Below are 24,814 nucleotides of genomic sequence, written 5' to 3'. Positions count from 1 at the left end.
CTCTGTGCCGGATGGCGGGCAAGCGCAGAGCCATCCGGCAACAACATAATTAACGTTTAAAACCGTAATAGACGTCGTTCCAGCGCAGCGCGTCCTTAAAGGCCGGCAGGCGGGTATCGTTGTCGATCACGGCGATCTCGATATCGTGCATTTCAGCGAACTGGCGCATATCGTTCAGATCCAGCGCGTGGCTGAAGACGGTGTGGTGCGCGCCACCGGCCAGGATCCAGGCTTCAGATGCGGTCGGCAGATCAGGCTGGGCTTTCCACAATGCGTTAGCCACCGGCAGTTTCGGCAGGGAGTGCGGTGTTTGAACCGTGTCGATGCAGTTAACCAGCAGACGATAGCGATCGCCAAGATCGATCAGGCTGGCAACGACTGCCGGGCCAGTTTTGGTGTTGAAGATCAGACGAGCGGGATCGTCTTTGCCACCAATGCCGAGATGCTGAACGTCGAGGATCGGTTTATCTTCCACCGCGATAGACGGGCATACTTCCAGCATGTGCGAGCCGAGCACCAGATCGTTGCCTTTCTCGAAGTGGTAGGTGTAATCCTCCATAAATGAGGTGCCGCCCTGCAGACCGGTTGACATCACCTTCATGATGCGAAGCAGAGCGGCGGTTTTCCAGTCGCCTTCGCCCGCAAAGCCGTAGCCTTGCTGCATCAGACGCTGTACGGCCAGACCCGGGAGCTGTTTCAGGCCGTGTAAATCTTCAAATGTCGTGGTAAAGGCGTGGAATCCGCCCTGTTCCAGGAAGCGCTTCATCCCCAGTTCAATACGGGCCGCTTCCAGTACGTTTTGACGTTTCTCACCGTGGACTTGCGTTGCCGCCGTCATGGTGTAGGTGCTTTCATACTCATCTATTAGCGCGTTGATTTCGCCGTCGCTAATGGAGTTCACTACCTGCACCAGATCGCCTACGGCCCAGGTATTTACCGAGAAGCCGAATTTGATCTGCGCAGCGACTTTATCGCCATCGGTGACCGCGACTTCACGCATGTTGTCGCCAAAACGGCAGACTTTCAGATGGCGGGTATCCTGTTTGGACACGGCCTGGCGCATCCAGGAGCCGATGCGTTCGTGCGCTTGTTTGTCCTGCCAGTGACCGGTGACCACGGCGTGCTGTTGACGCATACGTGCGCCGATGAAGCCGAACTCACGGCCGCCGTGCGCGGTCTGGTTCAGGTTCATAAAGTCCATATCAATGCTGTCCCACGGCAGGGCGGCGTTGAACTGGGTATGGAATTGCATCAGCGGCTTGTTGAGGATAGTCAGACCGTTAATCCACATTTTGGCCGGAGAGAAAGTGTGCAGCCAGACCACCAGACCTGCGCAGCGATCGTCGTAGTTAGCGTTACGACAAATAGCGGTAATCTCGTCAGGTGAAGTACCCAGCGGTTTTAAAACCAGTTTGCAGGGCAGTTTAGCTTCAGTATTCAGCGCGTTAACGACGTGCTCGGCATGTTGGGTTACCTGACGCAGGGTTTCAGGGCCATACAGATGCTGGCTACCAATCACAAACCACACTTCATAGTTATCAAAAATCGTCATTGTCGTGTCCTTAATGTGTCAGGGTTGCCTGGTCTACCGGGGTTTGTTGCGCCGGAGCGGCAGTCGGAAGGTATTGTTGTTCAGCGCTAACCACCCACTGCTGGTAGCGGCGGTAAAGCTGTTCAAAACGTTGAGCCTGCTCTGGTCGAGGTTGCAGCGTGTTTTCCACGGCGCTTGCCATCTGTTGCTGAGCGGCTGGGATATCGGTGTGTACTTTCGCGGCAACGGCGGCAAAGATAGCCGCACCGAGTGCGCAGCACTGGTCTGAAGCGACAATCTGTAGCGGACGGTTGAGCACGTCACAGCAGGCCTGCATGATGACCGGATTTTTACGGGCGATGCCGCCTAGCGCCATTACGTTGTTAACCGCAATGCCTTGTTCGGTGAAGCATTCCATGATGGCGCGTGCACCAAAGGCGGTGGCGGCAATCAGACCGCCGAACAGCGCTGGCGCGTCGGTTGCCAGATTCAGATCGGTAATCACTCCTTTCAGACGCTGGTTGGCATTGGGCGTACGGCGACCGTTGAACCAGTCGAGCACCACCGGCAGGTGATCCAGCGACGGATTTCTCGCCCAGGCTTCGGTTAGCGCTGGTAGCAGCTGTTTTTGGCTGGCTTTAATCTGGGTCTTCAGCTCCGGGTGCTGCACGGCAAGCTGCTCCAGCGGCCAGCTCAGCACACGGCTAAACCAGGCATAGATATCGCCGAACGCGGACTGGCCTGCCTCGAGGCCAATAAAATGCGGCACCACGCTGCCATCAACCTGGCCGCAAATGCCTTTCACCGCGCGCTCGCCGACGCTGTGTTTGTCAGCAATCAGAATGTCGCAGGTCGACGTGCCAATGACTTTCACCAGCGTATTGGGCTGTGCGCCCGCGCCGACCGCGCCCATATGGCAGTCAAAAGCGCCGCCTGCAATCACCACGCTTTCCGGTAGTCCCAGACGCTGCGCCCACTCGGCGCACAGGGTGCCAACCGGCAGGTCGGCTGTGAAGGTATCGGTAAACATCGGGTATTGCAGATGGCGGTTGAGGATGGGGTCGAGTTCGTCAAAGAAACTGGCTGGCGGTAGACCACCCCAGCTTTCATGCCACAGTGATTTATGCCCGGCGCTGCAGCGACCGCGACGAATATCCTGTGGACGTACGGTATTAGAGAGCAGGGCCGGAACCCAGTCGCACAGTTCAATCCACGAAACCGCGGCCTCGGCAACCGCGTGGTCCTGACGGGTCACATGCAGGATTTTGGCCCAGAACCATTCGCTGGAATATATACCGCCGATATAGCGGGAGTAATCGATCTTGCCCGGTGTGTGGCACAGACGGGTAATTTCTTCAGCTTCTTCTACTGAAGTGTGATCTTTCCACAGGACAAACATTGCATTTGGGTTTTCAGCGAACTCCGGACGCAACGCCAGTACGTTGCCGTCGGCATCGATGGGGGCCGGGGTTGAACCGGTGCTGTCAACGCCAATCCCGATCACTTCCGCACGCTGTTTAACGCTCAGTTCGGCCAGCACGGTTTTCAGCGCCGCTTCCATTGATTCAATGTAGTCGCGTGGATGATGGCGAAACTGGTTGTTTGGGCCATCGCAATACTGTCCTTCCTGCCAACGTGGGTACCACTCTACGCTGGTGGCGATTTCTTCTCCGGTGGCACATTCCACTGCCAAAGCGCGTACTGAATCACTGCCAAAATCGAGGCCAATTGCAATCGCCATCGTCTTACTCCATCCAAAAATACGGGTATGGATAAACAGTAGTTAGTAGGGATAAAAACCGTCAGGCAGGATTCGCTAATCTTATGGACTAAAATGCTGTGGCATCACAAAGTGTGACGCCGTGCAAATAATCAATGTGGACATTTCTGCCGTAGTTATAGACACTTTTGTTAGCCGATTTTAACGTTGGCGCAGTACATATTTTTTACAAAGTGCTTTTCACAAGCGGGGTTGATGGTCCATTACCGCAAACACAGCGGCCCGCAGGGGCGACGGCAATGATGTCTGGCGTAATATGGACAAATTGTTTCTTAGCAGAACATAGGGAGTATTGAAATTATGGCTGAAACGCAAAACGATCCCCTGCTGCCAGGCTATTCGTTTAACGCGCATTTGGTGGCCGGATTAACCCCCATCGAGGCGAACGGATACCTGGATTTTTTTATCGACAGGCCGCTGGGTATGAAGGGCTATATCCTCAATCTCACTATCCGTGGCGAAGGGGTTATCAATAATCAGGGCAAACAATTTGTCTGTCGGCCTGGCGATATTTTGCTGTTTCCACCCGGAGAAATTCACCACTACGGACGCCATCCTGATGCCAGCGAGTGGTATCACCAGTGGGTTTACTTTCGCCCACGCGCCTACTGGCAGGAGTGGCTGACCTGGCCGGCCATTTTTGCCCAGACTGGATTCTTTCGTCCGGATGAAGCACATCAGCCGCATTTTAACGAACTGTTTGGGCAGATAATCAACGCCGGGCAGGGAGAAGGTCGCTATTCCGAACTGCTGGCGATTAATTTACTGGAACAGTTATTGCTCCGACGTATGGAAGCCATTAATGAATCGCTACATCCCCCCATGGACAACCGCGTGCGCGACGCCTGCCAGTACATCAGCGATCACCTGGCGGACAGTAATTTTGATATTGCCAGCGTCGCACAGCACGTCTGCCTGTCGCCTTCCCGTTTGTCGCATCTGTTCCGTCAGCAGTTGGGTATCAGCGTATTAAGCTGGCGCGAGGATCAGCGTATCAGCCAGGCCAAGCTATTGCTGAGTACCACTCGTATGCCCATTGCTACGGTGGGGCGCAATGTTGGCTTTGACGATCAGCTCTATTTTTCTCGCGTTTTCAAAAAATGTACCGGCGCCAGTCCGAGCGAGTTTCGCGCCGGATGTGAATAAAAAGTGAATGATGTGTCCTGAAAGTTGTCATAACTCGCAATCTATTCAGACAATTGATGGCTTGACGAAGTTGAGACGGGTTATCAAAATCCCTGCTTCGTAAATCTGACGGACACATTATGCAAGCATTGCTGGAACACTTTATTCTTCAGTCCGCCCTGTACTCCCTGATCGCCGTACTGCTGGTGGCCTTTCTGGAGTCGCTGGCGCTGGTTGGTCTGATTCTGCCCGGTACCGTGATGATGGCGGGGCTGGGGGCGCTGATTGGCAGTGGCGAACTGAACTTCTGGCATGCCTGGCTTGCGGGCATCATTGGTTGCCTGTTGGGGGACTGGATCTCTTTCTGGTTGGGCTGGCGCTTTAAAAAGCCGCTGCACCGTTGGTCGTTCATGAAAAAGAACAAGGCGTTGCTGGATAAAACCGAGCACGCGCTGCATCAGCACAGCATGTTTACCATTCTGGTGGGGCGTTTTGTGGGACCGACGCGTCCGCTGGTGCCAATGGTGGCGGGCATGCTGGATCTGCCTGTCGCTAAATTTATCGTCCCGAATATTATTGGTTGCATACTGTGGCCGCCGTTCTACTTCCTGCCGGGGATCCTGGCGGGGGCGGCAATTGATATTCCTTCTGAGATGCAGAGCGGGGATTTCAAATGGTTGCTGCTGGCGACGGCGCTGTTGCTATGGGTAGGGGGCTGGTTTTGCTGGCGACTGTGGCGTAGCGGCAAAGCGGCAGTCGATCGCTTAGCCGCGTATTTCCCCCGCAGCCGTTTACTGTATCTGGCGCCGTTGACGCTTGGGATCGGCGTGGTTGCGCTGGTGGCGTTACTGCGCCATCCGCTGATGCCGGTGTATATTGATATTCTGCGTAAAGTCGTGGGTTTTTGACGATTCTTTTGCCGGATGGCGCTGACGCTTATCCGGCCTGGGAAATCAATCACTCGGCTTTGATGCCCAAGAGCGTCGAGGCGCTGGCCTGACCGCTTAATAACTCATCCGTTTTGCCCTGCCAGGCGATGCGCCCGTCGGCGACCACAATCGAACGGGACGCAATTCGCGCCGCATCTTCTACGCTGTGGGACACCATCAGCAACGTAAGCTGTTTATCGCGACAGACCTCGGCAACCAGCGTTAACATCTCCTGGCGCAGGGCGGGATCGAGCGCAGAGAACGGTTCATCAAGCAGCAAAATGGGTTGTTCCCGCACCAGGCAACGCGCCAGCGCTACGCGCTGTCGCTGACCGCCGGAAAGCTCACCGGGGAGGCGCTCCAGCAGTGAGTCGATCCCCATTTGCTGGGCGATGTGATGCATTTTCTCCCGCTGCGATGCGTTCAGCTTCAATCCCGGGTTAAGGCCCAGGCCGATGTTTTGTTGCACGCTCAGGTGGCTGAACAGGTTATTTTCCTGAAACAGCATCGAAACGGGGCGACGTGAGGGAGGCGTGGCGGTGTGATCTTCACCTTCAATCAACATGGTACCGCTGGCTGGCGTGAGAAAGCCGGCGATCAGATTCAGCAGCGTACTTTTCCCGGCGCCGCTGGGCCCGAGGATCGCAACCTGCTCACCGCGTGCGATCGACAGCGTAAAGCGCATCGGCAAATGGTGATAAAGCCATGTGATATCAATCAGTTTTAACATTTCGACCCGGCAATTTCTCAATAACAGTAAACAGCGTAAAGCACAGGATCAGCAGCAATAACGCCGTAACTGCGCCATCCTGACTGCGATAAGAGCCAATCTGCTGATATAAATAAAACGGCAGGGTGCGGAAATCCTCATTACCAAATAGCGCAACCACGCCAAAATCGCCAATCGACAGCACGCAGGCAAAAGCCATCGCCTGCGCCAGCGGGCGCTTCAGGGCGCGCAGTTCAACCACTTTCAGGCGCGACCATCCCTCAATTCCCAACGACTGGCACAACATACTGTAGCGGGTGGTGACGTCCCGCATTGGGTTTTCCAGCACCTTCAGCGCGTAAGGGATCGCCATCAGCGCATTGGTAAAAATGACAATGCCGTCGGCTGATTCGGGGAGTCCAATGGTGTTATTGAGCAGCAGAAAGAAGCCGGTTGCCAGCACGATGCCCGGCATGGCGAGGATCATCATGCCGCTAAGTTCCAGCATCTGACCCGCCAGCACCTGCTGTCGGGCACGCAGTTCACGACTGCTCCATAACAGCATCATGGTGAGAACTACGCACAACGCACCTGCCGCCAGCGCAATGCGCAGCGAGGTTCCCAGTGCGTGCCACAGTACAGGTTGCTTAAGAACATCCAGCATATGGCGGTTAATACCATCGACAATTACCGCCAGCAGCGGCGGCAGCAGTAGCAGCAGGGCCAGAATAATCAGCAGTGCGTCTGCCAGGCGGCTGTGCAGACGATCGTCGGGATCGCGCCAGCCCTGAACCAACGTGGTACCGGGGGCGATGGCGCGGCTCAGACGTTGGCTGAAGAGCACCAGCGCTAAACAACAAACCATCTGGATCAACGCCAACATGGCGGCGCGGGCGGGATCGTAATCGAAGTTCAGCGCCTGATAAATTGCCAGCTCGATGGTAGTGGCCTGCGGTCCACCGCCCAGCGACAAAACGGTGGCGAAGCTGGCGAAACAGAGCATAAAGATGAGTGCCGCGACGGGAAGGATTTGCCGACGCAGCCACGGCCATTCCACAAAGCGGAAGAAATGCCAGCCGCGCAGACCTAACTGAGCGGCTAACTGTCGCTGTTCGCCGGGAATATTCTCCAGCGACTGCAACAGCAGACGACTGGCCATCGGCAGATTGAAAAAGACGTGCGCCAGCAGAATGCCCTGCAGACCGTACGGCGAAAACGTCCATTCCAGCCCGAATGTATGCCAGATCGAGGCCAGCCAGCCCTGACGACCGTACACGCTAAGAATACCGAAGACCGCGACCAGCACTGGCAGGATTAACGTCATCGCACACAGGCGCAGCAGCGCCAGTCGTCCTGGAAAACGGCGGCGATAGAGCGCTCTGGCAAGGAAAATCGCCGGGATGACCGACAGCACTGCGGATAAAAAAGCCTGCCAGAAAGAAAAGCGCACCACGTGCCACAGGTAGTCGTCTTGCCACAGTGAGAGCCACTCCCCCCGTGGGGCGTTAAACCACAGCGCCAGAAACGCGGCCAGGGCAACGGCCACCATCAGCGTGGCGGCGGTAAGCCCTGGAACCAGCCAGCCGGGAATTAACGGCTGACGGCGCGTTGCCATTCGCTAATCCATGCCTGGCGTTGAGCCGCAACCTGCTGCGGCGTAAATTCCAGCGCGGTGGCTGGCTTATTCAGTTGCTCGAATCCAGACGGTAGGGCGACCTGGGTTACCGGATACATCCAGTTGCCGGTCGGAATCGCATTCTGGAAGGCTGGAGACACCATAAACTTGAGGAATTTCTCGGCCAGTTCCGGCTGTTTGCTGGCCGCAGTACGGGCGGCGACTTCCACTTGCAAATAGTGGCCTTCGCTAAAGTTGGCTGCGGCGTAGTTGTCTTTTTTCTCGGCGATGATGTGATAGGCCGGAGAGGTGGTGTAGCTGAGTACCAGGTCGCTTTCGCCTTTCAGGAACAGGCCGTAGGCTTCACTCCAGCCCTTGGTGACCGTGACGGTTTTTGCCGAAAGCGCGCGCCAGGCCTCCGGCGCCTTATCGCCATAGACTTTTTGCATCCATAGCAGCAGGCCCAGCCCCGGCGTGCTGGTACGCGGGTCCTGATAAATGACGCGCCATTTTTGATCGCTCTCTACCAGTTCTTTCAGGCTTTTGGGCGGATTCTTCAGCTTGTTCTTATCATAAACGAAGGCGAAATAGCCGTAATCAAACGGAACGAAGGTATCGTTTTTCCAGCCGCCGGGCACGTTTACGGCTTCACTTGCTACACCGCTTTTGGCAAACAGTTTGGTTTGGGTGGCGGCTTCCAGAAGGTTGTTATCGAGGCCCAGTACGACGTCAGCTTTACTGTTTTTTCCTTCCATGCGCAGTCGGTTAAGCAGCGAGACACCATCTTCCAGCGCGACCAGTTTCAGTTCACAGTTGCAGTCAGCTTCAAAGGCTTTTTTTATTGTCGGGCCCGGGCCCCAGTCAGCTGCGAACGAGTCGTAGGTATATACTGTCAGTACAGGTTTGGCGAAAGCAGGCGCTGCGCACAGCAGTAAAAGCGGAAGACATTTTTTAAACACTTTGCACCTCATAAAGTTGGGTGGCAAAGGACTTGAGTTGCAGCCTCAAATCCCTTCGCCGGCATTATCCGGATCAGGTTCGACGGGTATCTCTCAGCCCATACACTTCATCATTCACGCTGCCTCTGTGTTGGCTGCGTTACTCGGCCCATCTCCGGGCCTCGCCCCTTCGGGGCCGCTGCAAGCAGCGTTCAAATCTGCTCCCGGCAGATTTGTCGCTCACCCCAGTCACATAGTTATCTATGCTCCTGGGTACTCACTCGCTTGCCGCCTTGATGCAGCGTGAATGATTTTGTGTATGTTTTTATTTAGCACCCCGTTGAGAACGGCGTTAGTGTAATGATTTTGTTGCTATGCGGCAATCAAGAGCCGGATCTAAGGATCCGGTGGTGCAAACCACGCTGATTTAAAATCAAACCAGCCGAGGGTATTCATGCGTAACCCGCGCATACTGCGCTGTCCTTGAATGATGAGCCAGTGGTGGATCAGCGGCACAATGGCCTTTGTGGCGAGCAGCTGTTGGCACCATGCCGCCAGGCTCATTTCGCCCGTTCGCCAGCGGGCCGCATCGTTTTCCCAGTCCCGCGAGATACAGTTTTGCAGCAACGGGACTTCGCACAAATGGGCGAACAGCGAGAAATCCAGCGGTAGGGTAAAGTTGGCGCTGTTGAGCCAGATATCGCTGACGATTTCACCCGCATGCCATTGATCGTAGTCGATCTCCTGAATATTTAACTGTACCTGATGCTCTGCCAGCAACGTCTTCATGATCTGCGCGATAATCCGATGTTCGATGTGATCGCGATAGTAGGTGATCGTCAGCGTTTCCAGTCCGGCGGGTTTTTCACCATGGCCGGGTTTGGCATGGTGCCAGCGGGGGAGCAAACCGTAGGCGGGAAACCACAGTCGCTGGAACTGTTCGTCGGCGTGGCAGATGAGATGGGTTGGCGAAAGAACGCGGCTAACCCAATCGCGAACCTCCTGATTAGCGCCACGGTGGGTGCGCGCATCAAACAGCAGGTAGTAGCATCCTTCCTCGAGGCGGCTTTCGATCGCCTTTTCATCCTCCGTGGGGCCTTTTAGCGTCAACCCACCGCCAGGCTCTTCACCGATATCGGGTAAAACCCAAACGTTAACTTCGTCGATCAGCGCCCGGTAGCCAAAGTAATCATCAAATGCATGAATTTTCAGTTGGTTATTGGTATTGCGCATCACCGCATAGGGACCAGTGCCAATTGGGTGGCTGGAGAAGTTGCTGAGCGTCTCCCATTCTCGCGGCAGGATCATGGCGGGGACTTGCCCCAATAGCCAGGGAAGCCAGCGGTCGGGTTGGGCGAGATGGATATCCAGCGTCCAGGCCGTGGGAGAAACGATCTGCGTGATGTGCGAGTACAGCGGCAGGGCGTTAATGCGCATCAGCGAGGTGATGACATCTTCCATTTCCAGTTCGCGGCCATGATGAAAATGAATCCCCGGACGCAGGAAGAATCGCCAGTGTAAAGGTGAAATCTGCTGCCAGTGATGGGCGATGTCCGCTTCAAGTTCCCCATTTTCCTCATTTACCCGAATTAAGGCGCTGAAAATTTGCCGGGCGATATGAGTTTCTGAACGGCGTAGCGCCGTACCGGGAAGCAGGTTGTGCATGGGACGATAATAGAGAACGCGCATGATGTGCCGCCCCTGGCGAAAACTGCGCCCCAGGTGAGAAACCAGCATCTGTCGTACGGCCGTTTTGTCACCGACCAACTGCACCAGTTGATCGATGCGATCCTGTTCCAGCAGGTCTTCTGCCCGCTGCTGCTGGAGTGCCAGCCCGGTATAGAGGAAAGTCAGGCGCGAGCGTTTACCTCGCCCTACTTCGGCTTCCCACGTTAACCAGCCGCGTTCTTGCATGGTATTGAGCAGGGTACGCATATGGCGGCGCGAACAACTCAGCAGCTCCGCTAGCTCGTTCAGCGTCGTGTCTTGCGTTTTGCCGTCACAGCATTGCCACAGACGGATGAACTGTTGTTGCAGACGACCAGAAGACATAAAAGGGGAACTCCTGCGAAAAACTCAGCAATTTTATTATCCCTATATTAAGCCAATAATAGATTCCGATGAAGCGATGAGACAACGAAGGGGTCATCTATGCGTCAGTTCTGGTTGAAATACTTTACCGCGACAGAAAAATCGTCCTGGTTGGCTTGCCTGAGCGCACCGCAGCGCTTAAAGATGCTCGAAGAACTGATGCAGTGGGAGGTGACAGCCTGACTCCTGAATTGGGAATTGCAGACATCATGTGTGACTGAGTATTGGTGTTAATCGCCGCGCCAGCAGATAATCACTGCTGGCTTTTTTTGTTTCTGCTGCGCTAAAAGGAACTGTAATGCTCTGGATTATGACCATGGGACGGCGCCTCAACGGCGTTTACGCGGCATTTATGCTGGTCGCTTTTATGATGGGCGTAGCAGGGGCGTTGCAGGCACCCACGCTGAGCTTGTTCCTGAGCCGTGAAGTCGGGGCGCAGCCGTTTTGGGTCGGGCTGTTTTATACCGTCAATGCGATTGTCGGGATCGTTGTCAGCCTTGCCCTCGCGAAACGATCCGACAGCCAGGGCGACAGGCGCAAGCTGATCATGTTCTGCTGCCTGATGGCAATCGGAAACGCGCTGCTGTTTGCGTTTAATCGCCACTATCTCACGCTTATCACCTGCGGTGTGCTGCTGGCCTCGCTGGCGAATACCGCCATGCCGCAGCTGTTTGCGCTGGCGCGGGAATACGCTGATAACTCCGCGCGTGAAGTGGTGATGTTTAGCTCGGTGATGCGTGCGCAGCTTTCGCTGGCCTGGGTAATTGGACCGCCGCTGGCCTTCATGCTGGCGCTGAATTACGGCTTTACGGCGATGTTTTCCATTGCCGCAGGGATTTTCGCCATTAGCCTGGTGCTGATTGCGCTGATACTGCCGTCAGTCACGCGGGTGGAGCAACCTGTTGACGTACCGCTGGAACAGACCGGCGGTTGGCAGGACAAAAATGTGCGCATGTTGTTTATTGCCTCCACGCTGATGTGGACCTGCAATACCATGTACATCATCGATATGCCGCTGTGGATAAGCCTTGAGCTGGGGTTACCGGACAAGCTGGCCGGTATCCTGATGGGGACGGCGGCTGGGCTGGAAATTCCGGCGATGATCCTGGCGGGCTACTATGTGAAGCGCTTTGGTAAACGGCGAATGATGATCGCGGCCGTCGCGGCGGGCGTACTGTTTTATCTTGGTTTGATCTTCTTTCACAGCCGCACGGCGCTGCTGGTGCTGCAACTATTTAATGCAGTATTTATCGGTATCATCGCCGGGATAGGAATGCTGTGGTTTCAGGATCTTATGCCAGGGCGTGCGGGGTCAGCGACCACATTATTTACCAACAGTATTTCAACGGGGGTCATTCTCGCGGGAGTGATTCAGGGGGCTGTTGCGCAAAGCTACGGTCACTTTGCCGTCTATTGGGTGATTGCGGCGATTTCTGTGGTCACGCTGGTGATGACCGGGCGGGTAAAGGACGTTTGATTTTTGGAGTGCCGGATGGCAGCTTACGCCTTATCCGGCACCACAAGGACTAGCGCATAAACGCTGGCTGCTTGTCTTCGTACTCGGTGATGGCCGCTTCATGCTGCAGCGTCAGCCCGATGCTGTCCAGACCGTTCAGCATGCAGTGGCGGCGGAAGTCGTCGATTTTAAAGCTGTAGGACTTATCGCCCGCTTTCACCACCTGCGCTTCCAGATCCACTTCAAATTTAATGCCCGGATTGGCTTTCACCAGGGCGAACATTTCATCTACCTGCGCGTCGCTCAAGGTCACCGGCAGCAGTTGGTTATTGAAGCTGTTGCCGTAGAAGATGTCAGCGAAGCTTGGCGCGATCACTACTTTAAAGCCGTAATCGGTCAGCGCCCATGGCGCATGTTCACGGGAAGAGCCGCAGCCAAAGTTTTCCCGCGCCAGCAGAATTGACGCGCCTTTATATTCCGGGAAGTTCAGTACGAACTCTGGGTTAGGCTGTTGCCCTTTTTCATCCAGAAAACGCCAGTCGTTAAACAGATGAGCGCCAAAACCGGTGCGCGTAACCTTCTGCAAAAACTGTTTGGGAATAATCGCGTCGGTATCCACGTTGGCGGCATCCAGTGGGACAACCAGGCCGGTATGTTGGGTAAATTTCTCTGCCATGGTAGTTTCCTTATTTGATGCTGCGAATGTCGGCAAAATGACCGGTAACGGCGGCAGCGGCGGCCATGGCCGGGCTGACTAAATGCGTGCGACCACCGCGGCCCTGGCGGCCTTCAAAGTTACGGTTGCTGGTGGATGCACAGCGCTCGCCTGGGTTCAGGCGGTCATTGTTCATGGCCAGACACATGGAACAGCCCGGTAAACGCCATTCAAACCCGGCTTCGATGAAGATCTTGTCCAGACCTTCCGCTTCAGCCTGCGCTTTCACCGGACCAGAACCCGGCACAACCAGCGCCTGTACGCCAGGCGCAACTTTGCGCCCTTTGGCGATTTGGGCCGCAGCGCGTAAATCTTCAATACGCGAGTTGGTACAGGAACCGATAAACACTTTATCGATGGCCACTTCTGTTAACGGAATGCCCGGTTTCAGCCCCATATATGCCAGCGCTTTTTCAGCCGATGCGCGCTCAACGGGATCGGAAAATGACGCCGGGTCGGGAATATTATCGTTCACCGAGATGACCTGACCCGGGTTCGTACCCCAAGTGACCTGCGGTGCGATCTCTTCTGCCTGCAGGGTAACGACGGTATCAAACGTCGCGTTGTCGTCGGTTTTCAGCGTTTTCCAGTACGCAACCGCGTTGGTAAAATCCTCACCCTTCGGTGCGTGTAAACGCCCCTGCACATAGCTAAAGGTGGTTTCATCCGGTGCGACCAGACCCGCTTTGGCGCCCATTTCAATGGCCATGTTGCACAGGGTCATACGGCCTTCCATGCTCAGCGCACGGATGGCTTCGCCACAAAATTCAACGACGTGCCCGGTACCGCCTGCACTACCGGTTTTACCGATAATCGCCAGCACGATATCTTTGGCGGTAATGCCAGGTGCTGCCGTGCCGTTAACTTCAATCTTCATGGTTTTGGCACGCCCCTGTTTCAGGGTCTGCGTCGCCAGAACGTGTTCAACTTCAGAGGTGCCAATACCAAAGGCCAGCGCGCCAAACGCGCCGTGTGTGGCGGTGTGGGAGTCGCCGCAAACGATAGTCATACCCGGCAACGTTACGCCTTGCTCAGGCCCCATCACGTGAACGATCCCCTGGTACGGGTGGTTCAGGTCGTACAGTTCGACGCCAAACTCATTGCAGTTTTTGATCAATTCCTGCATCTGAATGCGCGCCATTTCGCCGGAAGCGTTAATGTCTTTGGTTTGCGTGGAGACGTTATGGTCCATGGTGGCAAAGGTTTTACCCGGCTGGCGCACTTGACGGCCATGCGCACGCAGGCCATCAAACGCCTGCGGAGAGGTCACTTCATGCACCAGATGTCTGTCGATATACAACAGCGGGGTTTCGTTTTGCGCTTCGTAGACGACGTGCGCATCGAACAATTTTTCGTATAACGTTTTGGCCATGATTACACCCCTTCTGCGACGTAACGGGCAATAATGTCACCCATTTCATCGGTACCGACTGCGGCAGCGCCACGGGCTAAGTCACCGGTGCGAATGCCTTCTTCTAATGCGCGGTTGATGGCGCTCTCAATTGCGGTTGCCGCATCATTGGCGTCCAGGCTGTAGCGCAGCAGCAGCGCCAGCGAAAGGATTTGGGCGATAGGGTTAGCAATGTTTTTCCCGGCGATATCCGGAGCGGATCCGCCAGCGGGCTCGTACAGACCAACGCCCTGCTCATTCAGGCTGGCGGACGGTAACATCCCCATTGATCCGGTGATCATGGCGCATTCGTCAGACAGAATGTCGCCAAACAAGTTGGAGCACAGCAGCACGTCGAACTGGGATGGATCTTTGATCAACTGCATCGTCGCGTTGTCGATGTACATATGCGCCAGCTCAACATCCGGATATTCATTAGCAATTTCATTGACGATTTGGCGCCACAGAATAGACGTTTGCAGTACGTTGGCTTTATCAATCGACGTGACTTTGCGGCGACGCTGGCGAGCAGATTCAAACGCGATACGTGCGATACGCTCGATCTCGAAACGGTGATAAACCTCGGTATCAAAGGCTTTTTCATGTTGTCCGCTGCCTTCGCGGCCTTTTGGCTGACCGAAGTAGATACCGCCGGTCAGTTCGCGCACGCACAGGATGTCGAAACCGTTCGCGGCAATATCTGCGCGCAGAGGGCAAAATGCTTCCAGCCCCTGGTACAGCTTAGCCGGGCGCAGGTTGCTGAATAATTTGAAGTGTTTACGCAACGGCAGCAGCGCGCCGCGTTCAGGCTGCTGGTTTGGCGGCAGATTTTCCCATTTCGGACCGCCAACGGAGCCAAACAGAATGGCGTCAGCTTGCTCACATCCTTCAACCGTCGCTGGCGGCAGCGGCTGACCATGGTTATCGATAGCTGCCCCCCCCACGTCGTAGTGGCTGGTGGTAATGCGCATGTTAAAACGGTTGCGGATTGCGTCCAGTACCTTCAGGGCTTGCGCCATCACTTCCGGACCAATACCGTCGCCCGGCAAAACAGCAATATGATAATTCTTCGACATCACACGGTTTCCTTGTTGTTCTCGTTGTTCTGAGCTTTGCGTTGCAATTCTTTTTCGACTTCTTCGGCGCGCCAAATGTTGTTCAGCACATGAACCATCGCTTTCGCGGACGATTCGACGATATCTGTTGCCAGACCGACGCCGTGGAAGCGGCGACCGTTATAATTAGCAACGATATCCACCTGGCCCAGCGCATCTTTACCGTGCCCTTTGGCGGTCAGGCTGTATTTCACCAGTTCGATGTTGTACTCGGTCACACGGTTGATGGCCTGATAAATGGCATCGACCGGACCGTTACCGTTCGCCGCTTCGGCTTTGACTTCTTCACCGCAGGCCAGCTTGACGGAGGCGGTGGCGATGTCATTTGAGCCGGACTGCACGCTGAAGTAATCCAGACGGAAATGCTCCGGCTCTTCCTGCTGTTTATTAATAAAGGCCAGCGCTTCCAGGTCGTAATCAAATACCTGACCTTTTTTATCCGCCAGCTTCAGGAATGCGTCATACAGGTTGTCCAGGTTGTATTCATTCTCTTTATATCCCATCTCATCCATACGGTGTTTCACCGCGGCGCGTCCGGAACGGGAAGTCAGGTTCAACTGCACCTGGTTCAGACCGATGGATTCAGGCGTTATGATTTCGTAGTTTTCACGATTTTTCAGTACGCCGTCCTGATGGATGCCAGAGGAGTGGGCAAAGGCGCCGCTACCGACAATGGCTTTGTTGGCCGGAATGGGCATGTTGCAGATTTGGCTGACTAACTGACTGGTACGCCAGATTTCCTGGTGATTAATGCGGGTCTGTACGTTCAGGATATCTTTGCGCACTTTGATCGCCATGATCACTTCTTCCAGTGAGCAGTTACCGGCGCGTTCGCCGATACCGTTCATCGCGCCTTCCACCTGGCGAGCACCGGCGTGGACGGCCGCCAACGCGTTGCCAACGCCCAGACCTAAATCATCATGGGTGTGCACGGAGATGATGGCTTTATCGATATTCGGTACGCGTTCATACAGACCAGAAATGATTGCTCCGAATTCGAAAGGCATGGTGTAGCCCACGGTATCGGGGATATTGATAGTTTTGGCTCCCGCATTAATCGCGGCTTCGACCACGCGGGCCAGATCGGCAATAGGGGTACGGCCAGCATCCTCGCATGAGAACTCCACGTCATCTGTATAATTACGCGCACGCTTCACCATGTAGACTGCTCGCTCGATCACTTCATCCAACGTGCTGCGCAATTTCGTCGCGATATGCATCGGCGAGGTGGCGATGAACGTATGAATGCGGAAAGCCTCAGCGACCTTCAGAGATTCTGCGGCAACGTCGATATCTTTTTCTACGCAGCGGGCTAAGGCGCAAACGCGGCTGTTCTTCACCTGACGAGCGATGGTTTGTACGGACTCAAAGTCACCCGGTGAAGAGACCGGAAAACCGACCTCCATCACGTCAACGCCCATACGCTCGAGGGCCAGCGCAATCTGCAGTTTTTCTTTCACACTCAGGCTCGCCTGTAACGCCTGTTCACCGTCACGTAAGGTGGTATCGAAAATAATGACTTGCTGGCTCATGGTTTAGGTCCTTGGTCTTTAGGGCGCCTTGCTTCGAGCATAAAAAAACCCGCGCAACGGCGCGGGTTTTTTGTCTTAACTGGAGCTGACTTAATGCTGAATGTCGTCCACCAGTCTACCGCGCAATGAGAATGCGTTTAGTAGTAGTAGACCGATAAAACGAGCAATGTAAGTCATCAATCAAGCTCCAGGCGAATGCGATATGCTTTTAGTGGTACTGGATATGAAGACTGATGTCAACCCCATTCCCTGCAAATGCTCCCGTAAAGGGGGGAAAGTTTATGATAAACTTAAGCGAATTGTGCTGAATTTCTCAGGGTATATAAAATTAATCATCTGATCGTTGAACATGTTTTTCACGGTTTGACATATTTAAGCATATTTATTTGCATTTATGGTAACGAAGAACTGAAGATAACGCCTCATTTGGGATTTCATATCTTTATGATTTATCAGGTTTTATAGTCATTCTGAATGGATGAAACCAATGTGTTACCCAATAATTGATAAATTAATGTTAACTTTTAATGTGTTAATAATAGAAATGTTTAATTAAAACTTAAATACGTATTCACTGTGCGTATGATTGTGTATTCGCCACGCTTATGGTTATATTGTTTTCGAAATTTAAACATATGAATCATCGCGCAGTGACATCTGCCGCACTACGCTTGTGGTGTTCTTTTGTACATTTAGATTTGTGCCTTTATGTTTTCCTAATTTTAATGTTTTTCCTTTTTCTTATTTTATATGCATGGTAAATCATATTAACGGAGATTATTTCTGCACTCCGTCTGGGAAAAGGGAGTTTAGAGTGACAGTGGAGTTAAATATGCCAGAAGTAAAAATAATAGATAAATCTAATCTCATAGAGATGGGGAAGCCACAGCTTCGCATGGTTGATCTTAATTTATTAACTGTTTTTGATGCGGTGATGCAGGAACAAAATATTACGCGTGCTGCACATACGCTGGGGATGTCGCAACCCGCTGTCAGTAATGCGGTCGCACGCCTGAAAGTCATGTTTAACGATGAGCTTTTTGTTCGTTATGGCCGTGGAATCCAGCCGACAGCAAGAGCCTTCCAGCTGTTTGGCTCCGTTCGTCAGGCATTGCAATTAGTGCAGAATGAACTGCCTGGTTCCGGCTTTGAACCTACCAGCAGCGAGCGTGTATTCAATCTTTGCGTATGCAGTCCATTGGATAATATTCTTACTTCGTTGATTTATAATCGAGTTGAACAAGTCGCGCCGAACATTAATGTCGTTTTTAAATCTTCACTAAATCTAAATACCGAGCACCAATTACGTTATCAGGAAACTGAGTTTGTTATTAGCTATGAAGAATTCCGTCGTCCGGAATTTACCAGTGTTCCGTTATTCAATGACGAAATGGTGTTAGTGGCAAGCAAAAAACATCCGCGCATTAGTGGCCCATTGCTGGAAAGCAATCTCTATCATGAACAGCATGCCGTGGTTTCGCTCGATCGCTTCGCCTCATTCAGCCAGCCGTGGTATGACACACCGGATAAACAATCCTGCGTGGCTTATCAGGGAATGGCATTAATCAGCGTGCTTAATATTGTGTCGCAAACGCACCTGGTCTCTATTGCGCCGCGTTGGTTGGCGGAAGAGTTCGCCGATTCTTTAGAACTGCAGATATTGCCTTTACCTTTAAAATTGAACAGCCGCACATGTTATCTTTCCTGGCATGAGGCTGCGGGGCGCGATAAAGGACATCAATGGATGGAAGAACTGTTGGTCTCCGTCTGTAAGAAGTAGCCGCTGGCAGAATAAATCGGGGAATACATCTGGTTTATTCTGCTTTTATCTTTATATCTAAAATTTTGTGCTGAACTCGACTTTTTACGTATGTCCGAAAGTGTAAAAAAATAGACTAATTGCTGTAAGTCCCCCTTTTTAAGCGATTATTTATCATATCAATTGCTTATGCTGGTTTAATTCTCCATTTATTCAATTCTTACCTCCGTTTTATTCTTATTTACTCCAGTGCCACCCCTTCGGAGTCAATTGCCATGCGTCATCGTCAGCGGTTAATGTGTTGTTAAACCGTAATTCATTATAAGAGTGAGGCAAGCCATGGAGATGTTGTCTGGAGCCGAGATGGTCGTCCGATCGCTTATCGATCAGGGTGTGAAGCAGGTATTCGGTTATCCCGGGGGGGCCGTCCTCGATATTTATGATGCATTGCATACGGTCGGCGGTATTGATCATGTGTTAGTCCGTCATGAGCAAGCCGCAGTACATATGGCTGATGGCCTGGCGCGTGCCACGGGAGAAGTGGGCGTCGTTTTGGTCACTTCCGGACCCGGGGCAACCAATGCGATCACCGGGATTGCAACGGCATATATGGATTCCATTCCGCTGGTGATCCTCTCCGGCCAGGTCGCCACTTCCCTGATTGGCTACGATGCCTTCCAGGAGTGCGACATGGTGGGTATATCCCGCCCGGTGGTAAAACACAGTTTTCTGGTTAAACAAACGGAAGATATCCCGCAGGTGCTGAAAAAAGCCTTCTGGCTGGCGGCAAGCGGTCGTCCGGGGCCGGTGGTGGTGGATTTGCCGAAAGATATTCTGAATCCGGCGAAAAAACTGCCTTATAGCTGGCCGGAGTCGGTGAGTATGCGTTCGTATAACCCGACAACGACCGGGCACAAAGGACAGATAAAACGTGCTTTGCAGACGCTGGTCGCGGCGAAGAAACCGGTTGTCTATGTTGGTGGTGGCGCGGTGAATGCCGCCTGTCACGAACAACTGGGGCAAATTGCCGAAGCACTTAATCTGCCGGTTGTCTCCTCGCTGATGGGGTTAGGCGCGTTTCCGGCCACGCATCGCCAGGCGCTGGGAATGTTGGGCATGCATGGTACTTACGAAGCGAATATGACCATGCATCATTCTGATGTGATCTTTGCCGTCGGCGTTCGTTTTGACGATCGAACGACCAATAACCTGGCAAAATATTGCCCGAATGCGACCGTGCTGCATATTGACATCGATCCGACCTCTATTTCAAAAACCGTCACTGCGGATATTCCGATTGTGGGCGATGCTCGCCTGGTGCTGGATCAGATGCTTGAACTGCTGCCGCAGGAGAAATCGCAGCAGCCGCTGGATGATAACCGTGACTGGTGGCAAGAGATCGAACACTGGCGCGCTCGTCAGTGCCTGAAATACGACACGCAAAGTGAAAGTATTAAACCGCAGGCGGTGATTGAAACCATCTGGCGTCTGACGAAAGGGGATGCATACGTGACCTCTGACGTTGGCCAGCATCAAATGTTTGCCGCACTTTACTATCCGTTCGATAAACCACGCCGCTGGATTAACTCAGGCGGCCTCGGCACCATGGGATTCGGTTTACCCGCGGCGTTAGGGGTGAAAATGGCGCTGCCGGATGAAACAGTGGTGTGCGTCACCGGGGATGGCAGCATTCAGATGAACATCCAGGAACTGTCGACGGCGCTGCAATATGAGCTACCGGTACTGGTGCTCAACCTTAACAACCGCTATCTCGGCATGGTCAAACAGTGGCAGGACATGATTTACTCCGGGCGTCACTCCCAGTCTTACATGCAGTCGCTACCTGATTTTGTGCGCCTTGCTGAAGCTTATGGGCATATCGGTATCCAGATTAATCATCCAGGCGAACTGGAGAGCAAGCTGGGCGAAGCGCTGGAACATGTGCGTAACCATCGCTTGGTGTTTGTTGATGTCACCGTCGACGGCAGTGAGCATGTCTACCCGATGCAGATTCGTGGGGGCGGGATGGACGAAATGTGGTTAAGTAAAACGGAGAGGACCTGATTATGCGCCGGATATTATCAGTATTGCTGGAAAACGAGTCGGGTGCATTGTCACGTGTGATTGGCCTCTTCGCCCAGCGCGGATACAACATTGAAAGCCTGACCGTCGCGCCGACTGACGACCCGACCTTATCGCGGATGACGATTCAAACGGTAGGGGATGAGAAAGTCCTGGAGCAGATCGAAAAGCAGCTACACAAACTGGTGGATGTTTTGCGCGTCAGCGAACTGGGGCAGGGCGCCCACGTTGAACGAGAAATCATGCTGGTGAAAATCCAGGCCAGTGGCTATGGCCGGGAAGAGGTGAAACGCAACACGGAGATATTCCGTGGGCAAATCATCGATGTTACGCCGTCGATCTACACCGTACAGCTGGCGGGCACCAGCGATAAGCTGGATGCGTTTCTGGCAACGCTACGGGAAGTCGCCAAAATCGTGGAAGTTGCCCGTTCCGGCGTGGTGGGGCTTTCCCGCGGCGATAAAATTATGCGCTAACGCTTACCTGACCTACGCGAGATGCATTGGCTATCGGTTGCTTTTTTTTGCGAAATCAGCAGTAACCAGAGACAAAAGCGGTTGCCGCAGTCATTATTCTGCGCTTAGATGTTAAGAAGTTTAACCCATGCCATCTCAAAGGTTATGGTTTGTACATTTTACGCAAGGGGCAATTGTGAAACTGGATGAAATCGCTCGGTTGGCCGGTGTTTCGCGAACGACTGCAAGCTACGTTATTAACGGCAAAGCAAAGCAATACCGCGTAAGCGACAAAACGGTTGAAAAAGTCATGGCGGTGGTGCGTGAGCATAATTACCATCCGAATGCCGTGGCGGCCGGGCTGCGTGCTGGACGCACACGTTCTATCGGGCTGGTGATCCCGGATCTCGAGAACACGAGCTATACCCGGATTGCAAACTATCTGGAGCGCCAGGCGCGTCAGCGCGGGTATCAACTACTGATTGCCTGCTCTGAAGATCAGCCGGATAACGAAATGCGCTGTATTGAGCATCTTTTACAACGTCAGGTTGATGCCATTATCGTTTCGACTTCCTTGCCGCCTGAACATCCGTTTTATCAGCGCTGGGCGAACAGTTCATTCCCGATTGTGGCGCTGGATCGCGCGCTGGATCGTGAACATTTCACCAGCGTGGTGGGCGCTGACCAGGATGATGCGCAGATGCTGGCGGAGGAGTTACGTAAATTCCCTGCTGAAACCGTGCTCTATCTGGGGGCTCTTCCTGAATTGTCCGTCAGTTTCCTGCGCGAACAGGGTTTCCGTACCGCGTGGAAGGACGATCCACGTGAAGTGCATTTTCTCTATGCCAACAGCTATGAGCGGGAGGCGGCCGCGCAGTTATTTGATAAATGGCTGGAAACGCATCCAATGCCTCAGGCGCTGTTTACCACGTCGTTTGCCCTGTTGCAGGGGGTGATGGATGTGACCCTGCGCCGCGACGGGCAGTTACCGTCTGATTTAGCGATTGCGACTTTTGGCGACCACGAGCTGCTCGACTTCCTGCAGTGCCCGGTACTGGCGGTGGCGCAGCGCCATCGAGATGTCGCGGAACGCGTGCTGGAGATTGTGTTGGCAAGCCTGGATGAGCCGCGTAAACCCAAACCAGGTTTAACGCGTATACGGCGTAATCTGTACCGTCGCGGTATTCTAAGCCGTAACTAAGTTGCCTCAATTGATGATGTCGGCGGATAAGCCTCTGACATCATCAATTATCCCGTTCTCGGAAATAACCGCATTATAATTAAGAATATTCTTTAGAATTATCTGAAATTGATTCTTCTATTATGCCGAATTAAAAATGCAACTATCCATTTTTGGGTAATTGAGACGTAACGATGCGTTACGGTTGTATTATTTTGTTACAAGCATGTAGGGATTTGCCGAATTAACAAACACTTTACTGGTGTGTTGCGACAATCTCGCCCTTATCTCGCTCCTGTGCGGCGTACAGACTGATTAACTGGTACTGTTATCTCGCTGCATATTGTCCTAAAATGCCGCTCGCGTCGCAAACTGACACTTTATATTTTTCTTTTGATGATATTCAGTTGTTTTAAACAATCATGAGTTGTTGGATTTTTTTCTTACAAATATTCATGACGTTAATTTGCTTCGTTTGCTGTACGGAATTTGTTCAACGCTGATATTAGCCGTAAACAATGGGTTTTTTGCTCCGCTAAGCGCCGTGACTTGCTTGACAAGGTTTTCCTCCGCTCCGTAAACTCCTTTAAGTGGGAATTTGTGGGATAAAGTGGTAATCGGGGGTGAGGCTGGCATGTTCCGGGGAGCAACGTTAGTTAATCTCGACAGTAAAGGGCGCTTATCTGTGCCTACCCGTTATCGGGATCAACTGCTCGAGAGCGCTACCGGTCAAATGGTTTGCACCATTGACATCCATCACCCGTGCCTGCTGCTGTACCCCCTGCCTGAATGGGAAATTATCGAGCAGAAGTTATCGCGTCTGTCGAGCATGAATCCAGTTGAGCGTCGCGTACAGCGCCTGTTGTTGGGTCATGCTAGCGAATGTCAGATGGATAGCGCTGGCCGATTATTGATAGCGCCCATTCTGCGGCAACACGCAGGGCTAACGAAAGAAGTGATGCTGGTTGGGCAGTTCAATAAGTTTGAGCTGTGGGATGAAACGACCTGGTATCAACAGGTCAAGGAAGATATCGACGCTGAGCAGTCTGTTACCGGCGCGCTGTCGGAACGATTGCAGGATTTGTCTCTATAAAATGATGGAAAATTATAAACATACAACGGTGTTGCTGGATGAAGCCGTAAACGGCCTGAATATTCGTCCAGACGGCATCTACATTGACGGGACATTTGGTCGCGGTGGTCACTCACGTCTGATCCTCTCGCAACTTGGCGAAGAGGGGCGTTTACTGGCCATCGATCGCGATCCGCAGGCGATTGCCGTTGCAAAGACGATTACCGATCCCCGTTTTTCCATCGTCCATGGTCCTTTTTCTGCGCTGGCTGATTATGTCGCCGAGCGCGGACTTACCGGTAAGATCGACGGGATTCTTCTCGATCTTGGGGTTTCTTCTCCACAGCTTGATGATGCTGAGCGCGGATTCTCATTTATGCGTGACGGTCCGTTAGATATGCGTATGGACCCAACACGCGGTCAGTCAGCGGCCGAATGGCTGCAAACCGCCGATGAAGCAGACATTGCCTGGGTGATTAAAACCTTTGGCGAAGAGCGCTTCGGCAAACGTATTGCTCGCGCCATCGTAGAGCGCAACCGCATCGAACCGATGACCCGCACTAAAGAGCTGGCGGAAGTGATTGCGGCGGCAATGCCGGTGAAAGACAAATTCAAACATCCCGCGACCCGTACCTTCCAGGCGGTGCGCATTTGGGTGAACAGTGAACTGGAGGAGATAGAGCAGGCGCTAAAAAGCTCGCTCAGCGTGCTGGCACCAGGTGGTCGCCTTTCGGTAATCAGTTTCCATTCGCTTGAAGATCGCATTGTGAAACGCTTTATGCGCGAACAAAGCCGTGGTCCTCAGGTTCCGGCTGGAATACCGATGACCGAAGCGCAGATCAAAAAGCTGGGCGGCCGTGAGTTAAGAGCACTAGGCAAGATGATGCCGGGTGAAGAAGAGGTAGCTGAAAATCCTCGTGCCCGTAGTTCAGTTCTGCGTATTGCAGAGAGGACGAACGCATGATCAGCAGAGTGACAGAAGCCCTCAGCAAAGTTAAAGGATCGATAGGAAGCAACGAGCGCCATGCCTTGCCTGGCGTGATCGGTGACGATCTTTTGCGGTATGGGAAGCTGCCACTCTGCCTGTTCATTTGCATTATTTTGACGGCGGTTACCGTCGTGACAACAGCACACCATACGCGGTTACTGACCGCGCAGCGTGAGCAGCTGGTTCTGGAGCGAGATGCGTTGGATATCGAATGGCGCAACTTGATCCTTGAGGAGAACGCGCTCGGCGACCATAGCCGTGTTGAACGGATCGCAACGGAAAAGCTGCAAATGCAGCATGTTGATCCCTCACAAGAAAATATCGTAGTACAAAAATAAGGATAAACGCGACG

The 24,814-nt window shown here is 53.3% G+C and carries 22 protein-coding genes; 11 read left to right on the top strand and 11 right to left on the bottom strand.

The genetic code is table 11. The features are described from left to right. Positions 1-49 precede the first annotated feature (49 nt). The gene (araA, locus tag OGW44_RS09200) at positions 50-1,552 is read right to left on the bottom strand and encodes an L-arabinose isomerase (RefSeq protein WP_137352581.1); all 1,503 of its coding nucleotides are present in this window, start codon (positions 1,550-1,552) and stop codon (positions 50-52) included. Between the two features lie 10 nt (positions 1,553-1,562). Further along, positions 1,563-3,272: a ribulokinase gene (gene araB, locus OGW44_RS09195; protein WP_137352580.1), complete on the bottom strand. Its 1,710-nt coding sequence runs from the start codon at positions 3,270-3,272 to the stop codon at positions 1,563-1,565. A 339-nt stretch (positions 3,273-3,611) separates the two neighbouring features. Here araB and araC point away from each other — a divergent pair, with 339 nt between their 5' ends. Then, positions 3,612-4,457: an arabinose operon transcriptional regulator AraC gene (araC, locus tag OGW44_RS09190; protein ID WP_003018834.1), complete on the top strand. Its 846-nt coding sequence runs from the start codon at positions 3,612-3,614 to the stop codon at positions 4,455-4,457. 119 nt (positions 4,458-4,576) lie between these two features. Further along, positions 4,577-5,344, top strand: coding sequence for a DedA family protein (locus tag OGW44_RS09185; protein WP_185654743.1), 768 nt, complete (start codon positions 4,577-4,579; stop codon positions 5,342-5,344). A 49-nt stretch (positions 5,345-5,393) separates the two neighbouring features. Here the strand turns inward: OGW44_RS09185 and thiQ are convergent, their stop codons facing one another. From thiQ to sgrR, 4 genes are all read right to left on the bottom strand, one after another. Further along, the gene (gene thiQ, locus OGW44_RS09180; protein ID WP_016151677.1) at positions 5,394-6,095 is read right to left on the bottom strand and encodes a thiamine ABC transporter ATP-binding protein ThiQ; all 702 of its coding nucleotides are present in this window, start codon (positions 6,093-6,095) and stop codon (positions 5,394-5,396) included. After that, entirely contained in the window at positions 6,079-7,689 is a 1,611-nt protein-coding gene (gene thiP, locus OGW44_RS09175) for a thiamine/thiamine pyrophosphate ABC transporter permease ThiP (RefSeq protein WP_065554747.1), read from the bottom strand. Before thiP ends, thiQ begins: the two co-directional genes overlap by 17 nt. Then, the gene (gene thiB, locus OGW44_RS09170) at positions 7,665-8,648 is read right to left on the bottom strand and encodes a thiamine ABC transporter substrate binding subunit (RefSeq protein WP_016151679.1); all 984 of its coding nucleotides are present in this window, start codon (positions 8,646-8,648) and stop codon (positions 7,665-7,667) included. Before thiB ends, thiP begins: the two co-directional genes overlap by 25 nt. A gap of 375 nt (positions 8,649-9,023) precedes the next feature. After that, positions 9,024-10,679 (bottom strand): HTH-type transcriptional regulator SgrR, encoded by a 1,656-nt coding sequence (sgrR, locus tag OGW44_RS09165; RefSeq protein WP_016155682.1) that lies wholly within the window; start codon positions 10,677-10,679, stop codon positions 9,024-9,026. 99 nt (positions 10,680-10,778) lie between these two features. On the opposite strand from sgrR, the gene sgrT reads away from it, so the two are divergent. Together sgrT and OGW44_RS09155 are read left to right on the top strand one after the other, a co-directional pair. Next, positions 10,779-10,901 (top strand): glucose uptake inhibitor SgrT, encoded by a 123-nt coding sequence (gene sgrT / locus OGW44_RS09160; RefSeq protein WP_016151681.1) that lies wholly within the window; start codon positions 10,779-10,781, stop codon positions 10,899-10,901. Between the two features lie 115 nt (positions 10,902-11,016). Then, positions 11,017-12,195 (top strand): sugar efflux transporter, encoded by a 1,179-nt coding sequence (locus OGW44_RS09155; protein ID WP_016155683.1) that lies wholly within the window; start codon positions 11,017-11,019, stop codon positions 12,193-12,195. Positions 12,196-12,244: 49 nt separating this feature from the next. Here OGW44_RS09155 and leuD read toward each other — a convergent pair whose 3' ends face one another. The 5 genes from leuD to leuL form a co-directional block, all read right to left on the bottom strand. Continuing rightward, positions 12,245-12,850 (bottom strand): 3-isopropylmalate dehydratase small subunit, encoded by a 606-nt coding sequence (leuD, locus tag OGW44_RS09150; RefSeq protein WP_016151683.1) that lies wholly within the window; start codon positions 12,848-12,850, stop codon positions 12,245-12,247. A gap of 10 nt (positions 12,851-12,860) precedes the next feature. Further along, a complete protein-coding gene (gene leuC / locus OGW44_RS09145) occupies positions 12,861-14,261 on the bottom strand; it encodes a 3-isopropylmalate dehydratase large subunit (protein WP_137352577.1) in 1,401 nt (466 codons plus the stop codon). A gap of 2 nt (positions 14,262-14,263) precedes the next feature. Next, complete coding sequence (leuB, locus tag OGW44_RS09140; protein WP_185654742.1) at positions 14,264-15,355, bottom strand: 3-isopropylmalate dehydrogenase; 1,092 nt, start codon at positions 15,353-15,355, stop codon at positions 14,264-14,266. After that, complete coding sequence (leuA, locus tag OGW44_RS09135) at positions 15,355-16,926, bottom strand: 2-isopropylmalate synthase (RefSeq protein ID WP_185654741.1); 1,572 nt, start codon at positions 16,924-16,926, stop codon at positions 15,355-15,357. The genes leuB and leuA overlap by 1 nt, the downstream gene beginning before the upstream one ends. A gap of 90 nt (positions 16,927-17,016) precedes the next feature. Continuing rightward, positions 17,017-17,103 carry a leu operon leader peptide gene (gene leuL, locus OGW44_RS25640; RefSeq protein WP_049269161.1) on the bottom strand — a complete coding sequence of 29 codons (87 nt, stop codon included), beginning with the start codon at positions 17,101-17,103 and terminating at the stop codon, positions 17,017-17,019. A 655-nt stretch (positions 17,104-17,758) separates the two neighbouring features. Here leuL and leuO point away from each other — a divergent pair. The 7 genes from leuO (at position 17,759) to ftsL (ending at position 24,800) form a co-directional block, all read left to right on the top strand. Further along, positions 17,759-18,706 (top strand): transcriptional regulator LeuO, encoded by a 948-nt coding sequence (leuO, locus tag OGW44_RS09130; RefSeq protein WP_016151687.1) that lies wholly within the window; start codon positions 17,759-17,761, stop codon positions 18,704-18,706. A 318-nt stretch (positions 18,707-19,024) separates the two neighbouring features. Next, positions 19,025-20,749 carry an acetolactate synthase 3 large subunit gene (ilvI, locus tag OGW44_RS09125; RefSeq protein ID WP_072034381.1) on the top strand — a complete coding sequence of 575 codons (1,725 nt, stop codon included), beginning with the start codon at positions 19,025-19,027 and terminating at the stop codon, positions 20,747-20,749. Between the two features lie 2 nt (positions 20,750-20,751). Further along, positions 20,752-21,243: an acetolactate synthase small subunit gene (ilvN, locus tag OGW44_RS09120; protein ID WP_003829566.1), complete on the top strand. Its 492-nt coding sequence runs from the start codon at positions 20,752-20,754 to the stop codon at positions 21,241-21,243. A gap of 175 nt (positions 21,244-21,418) precedes the next feature. After that, a complete protein-coding gene (gene cra / locus OGW44_RS09115) occupies positions 21,419-22,423 on the top strand; it encodes a catabolite repressor/activator (protein ID WP_016151689.1) in 1,005 nt (334 codons plus the stop codon). Between the two features lie 613 nt (positions 22,424-23,036). Beyond that, the gene (gene mraZ, locus OGW44_RS09110) at positions 23,037-23,495 is read left to right on the top strand and encodes a division/cell wall cluster transcriptional repressor MraZ (RefSeq protein WP_005124560.1); all 459 of its coding nucleotides are present in this window, start codon (positions 23,037-23,039) and stop codon (positions 23,493-23,495) included. 1 nt (position 23,496) lies between these two features. Continuing rightward, complete coding sequence (rsmH, locus tag OGW44_RS09105; RefSeq protein WP_016151690.1) at positions 23,497-24,438, top strand: 16S rRNA (cytosine(1402)-N(4))-methyltransferase RsmH; 942 nt, start codon at positions 23,497-23,499, stop codon at positions 24,436-24,438. Continuing rightward, positions 24,435-24,800 (top strand): cell division protein FtsL, encoded by a 366-nt coding sequence (ftsL, locus tag OGW44_RS09100; protein WP_006686695.1) that lies wholly within the window; start codon positions 24,435-24,437, stop codon positions 24,798-24,800. Before rsmH ends, ftsL begins: the two co-directional genes overlap by 4 nt. Positions 24,801-24,814 lie beyond the last annotated feature (14 nt).

The sequence above is a fragment of the Citrobacter sp. Cb023 genome (assembly GCF_030336805.1).
GTDB lineage: Bacteria > Pseudomonadota > Gammaproteobacteria > Enterobacterales > Enterobacteriaceae > Citrobacter > Citrobacter braakii.
This window is presented reverse-complemented; position numbering and strand designations above follow the sequence as displayed.

Excerpts from the sequence above, each read along its gene's own strand:
- araA (WP_137352581.1), bottom strand. The coding sequence starts at position 1,552 with ATGACGATTTTTGATAACTATGAAGTGTGGTTTGTGATTGGTAGCCAG.
- araB (WP_137352580.1), bottom strand. The coding sequence starts at position 3,272 with ATGGCGATTGCAATTGGCCTCGATTTTGGCAGTGATTCAGTACGCGCT.
- araC (WP_003018834.1), top strand. The coding sequence starts at position 3,612 with ATGGCTGAAACGCAAAACGATCCCCTGCTGCCAGGCTATTCGTTTAAC.
- OGW44_RS09185 (WP_185654743.1), top strand. The coding sequence starts at position 4,577 with ATGCAAGCATTGCTGGAACACTTTATTCTTCAGTCCGCCCTGTACTCC.
- thiQ (WP_016151677.1), bottom strand. The coding sequence starts at position 6,095 with ATGTTAAAACTGATTGATATCACATGGCTTTATCACCATTTGCCGATG.
- thiP (WP_065554747.1), bottom strand. The coding sequence starts at position 7,689 with ATGGCAACGCGCCGTCAGCCGTTAATTCCCGGCTGGCTGGTTCCAGGG.
- sgrR (WP_016155682.1), bottom strand. The coding sequence starts at position 10,679 with ATGTCTTCTGGTCGTCTGCAACAACAGTTCATCCGTCTGTGGCAATGC.
- sgrT (WP_016151681.1), top strand. The coding sequence starts at position 10,779 with ATGCGTCAGTTCTGGTTGAAATACTTTACCGCGACAGAAAAATCGTCC.
- OGW44_RS09155 (WP_016155683.1), top strand. The coding sequence starts at position 11,017 with ATGCTCTGGATTATGACCATGGGACGGCGCCTCAACGGCGTTTACGCG.
- leuD (WP_016151683.1), bottom strand. The coding sequence starts at position 12,850 with ATGGCAGAGAAATTTACCCAACATACCGGCCTGGTTGTCCCACTGGAT.
- leuC (WP_137352577.1), bottom strand. The coding sequence starts at position 14,261 with ATGGCCAAAACGTTATACGAAAAATTGTTCGATGCGCACGTCGTCTAC.
- leuB (WP_185654742.1), bottom strand. The coding sequence starts at position 15,355 with ATGTCGAAGAATTATCATATTGCTGTTTTGCCGGGCGACGGTATTGGT.
- leuA (WP_185654741.1), bottom strand. The coding sequence starts at position 16,926 with ATGAGCCAGCAAGTCATTATTTTCGATACCACCTTACGTGACGGTGAA.
- leuL (WP_049269161.1), bottom strand. The coding sequence starts at position 17,103 with ATGACTTACATTGCTCGTTTTATCGGTCTACTACTACTAAACGCATTC.
- leuO (WP_016151687.1), top strand. The coding sequence starts at position 17,759 with ATGCCAGAAGTAAAAATAATAGATAAATCTAATCTCATAGAGATGGGG.
- ilvI (WP_072034381.1), top strand. The coding sequence starts at position 19,025 with ATGGAGATGTTGTCTGGAGCCGAGATGGTCGTCCGATCGCTTATCGAT.
- ilvN (WP_003829566.1), top strand. The coding sequence starts at position 20,752 with ATGCGCCGGATATTATCAGTATTGCTGGAAAACGAGTCGGGTGCATTG.
- mraZ (WP_005124560.1), top strand. The coding sequence starts at position 23,037 with ATGTTCCGGGGAGCAACGTTAGTTAATCTCGACAGTAAAGGGCGCTTA.
- rsmH (WP_016151690.1), top strand. The coding sequence starts at position 23,497 with ATGATGGAAAATTATAAACATACAACGGTGTTGCTGGATGAAGCCGTA.
- ftsL (WP_006686695.1), top strand. The coding sequence starts at position 24,435 with ATGATCAGCAGAGTGACAGAAGCCCTCAGCAAAGTTAAAGGATCGATA.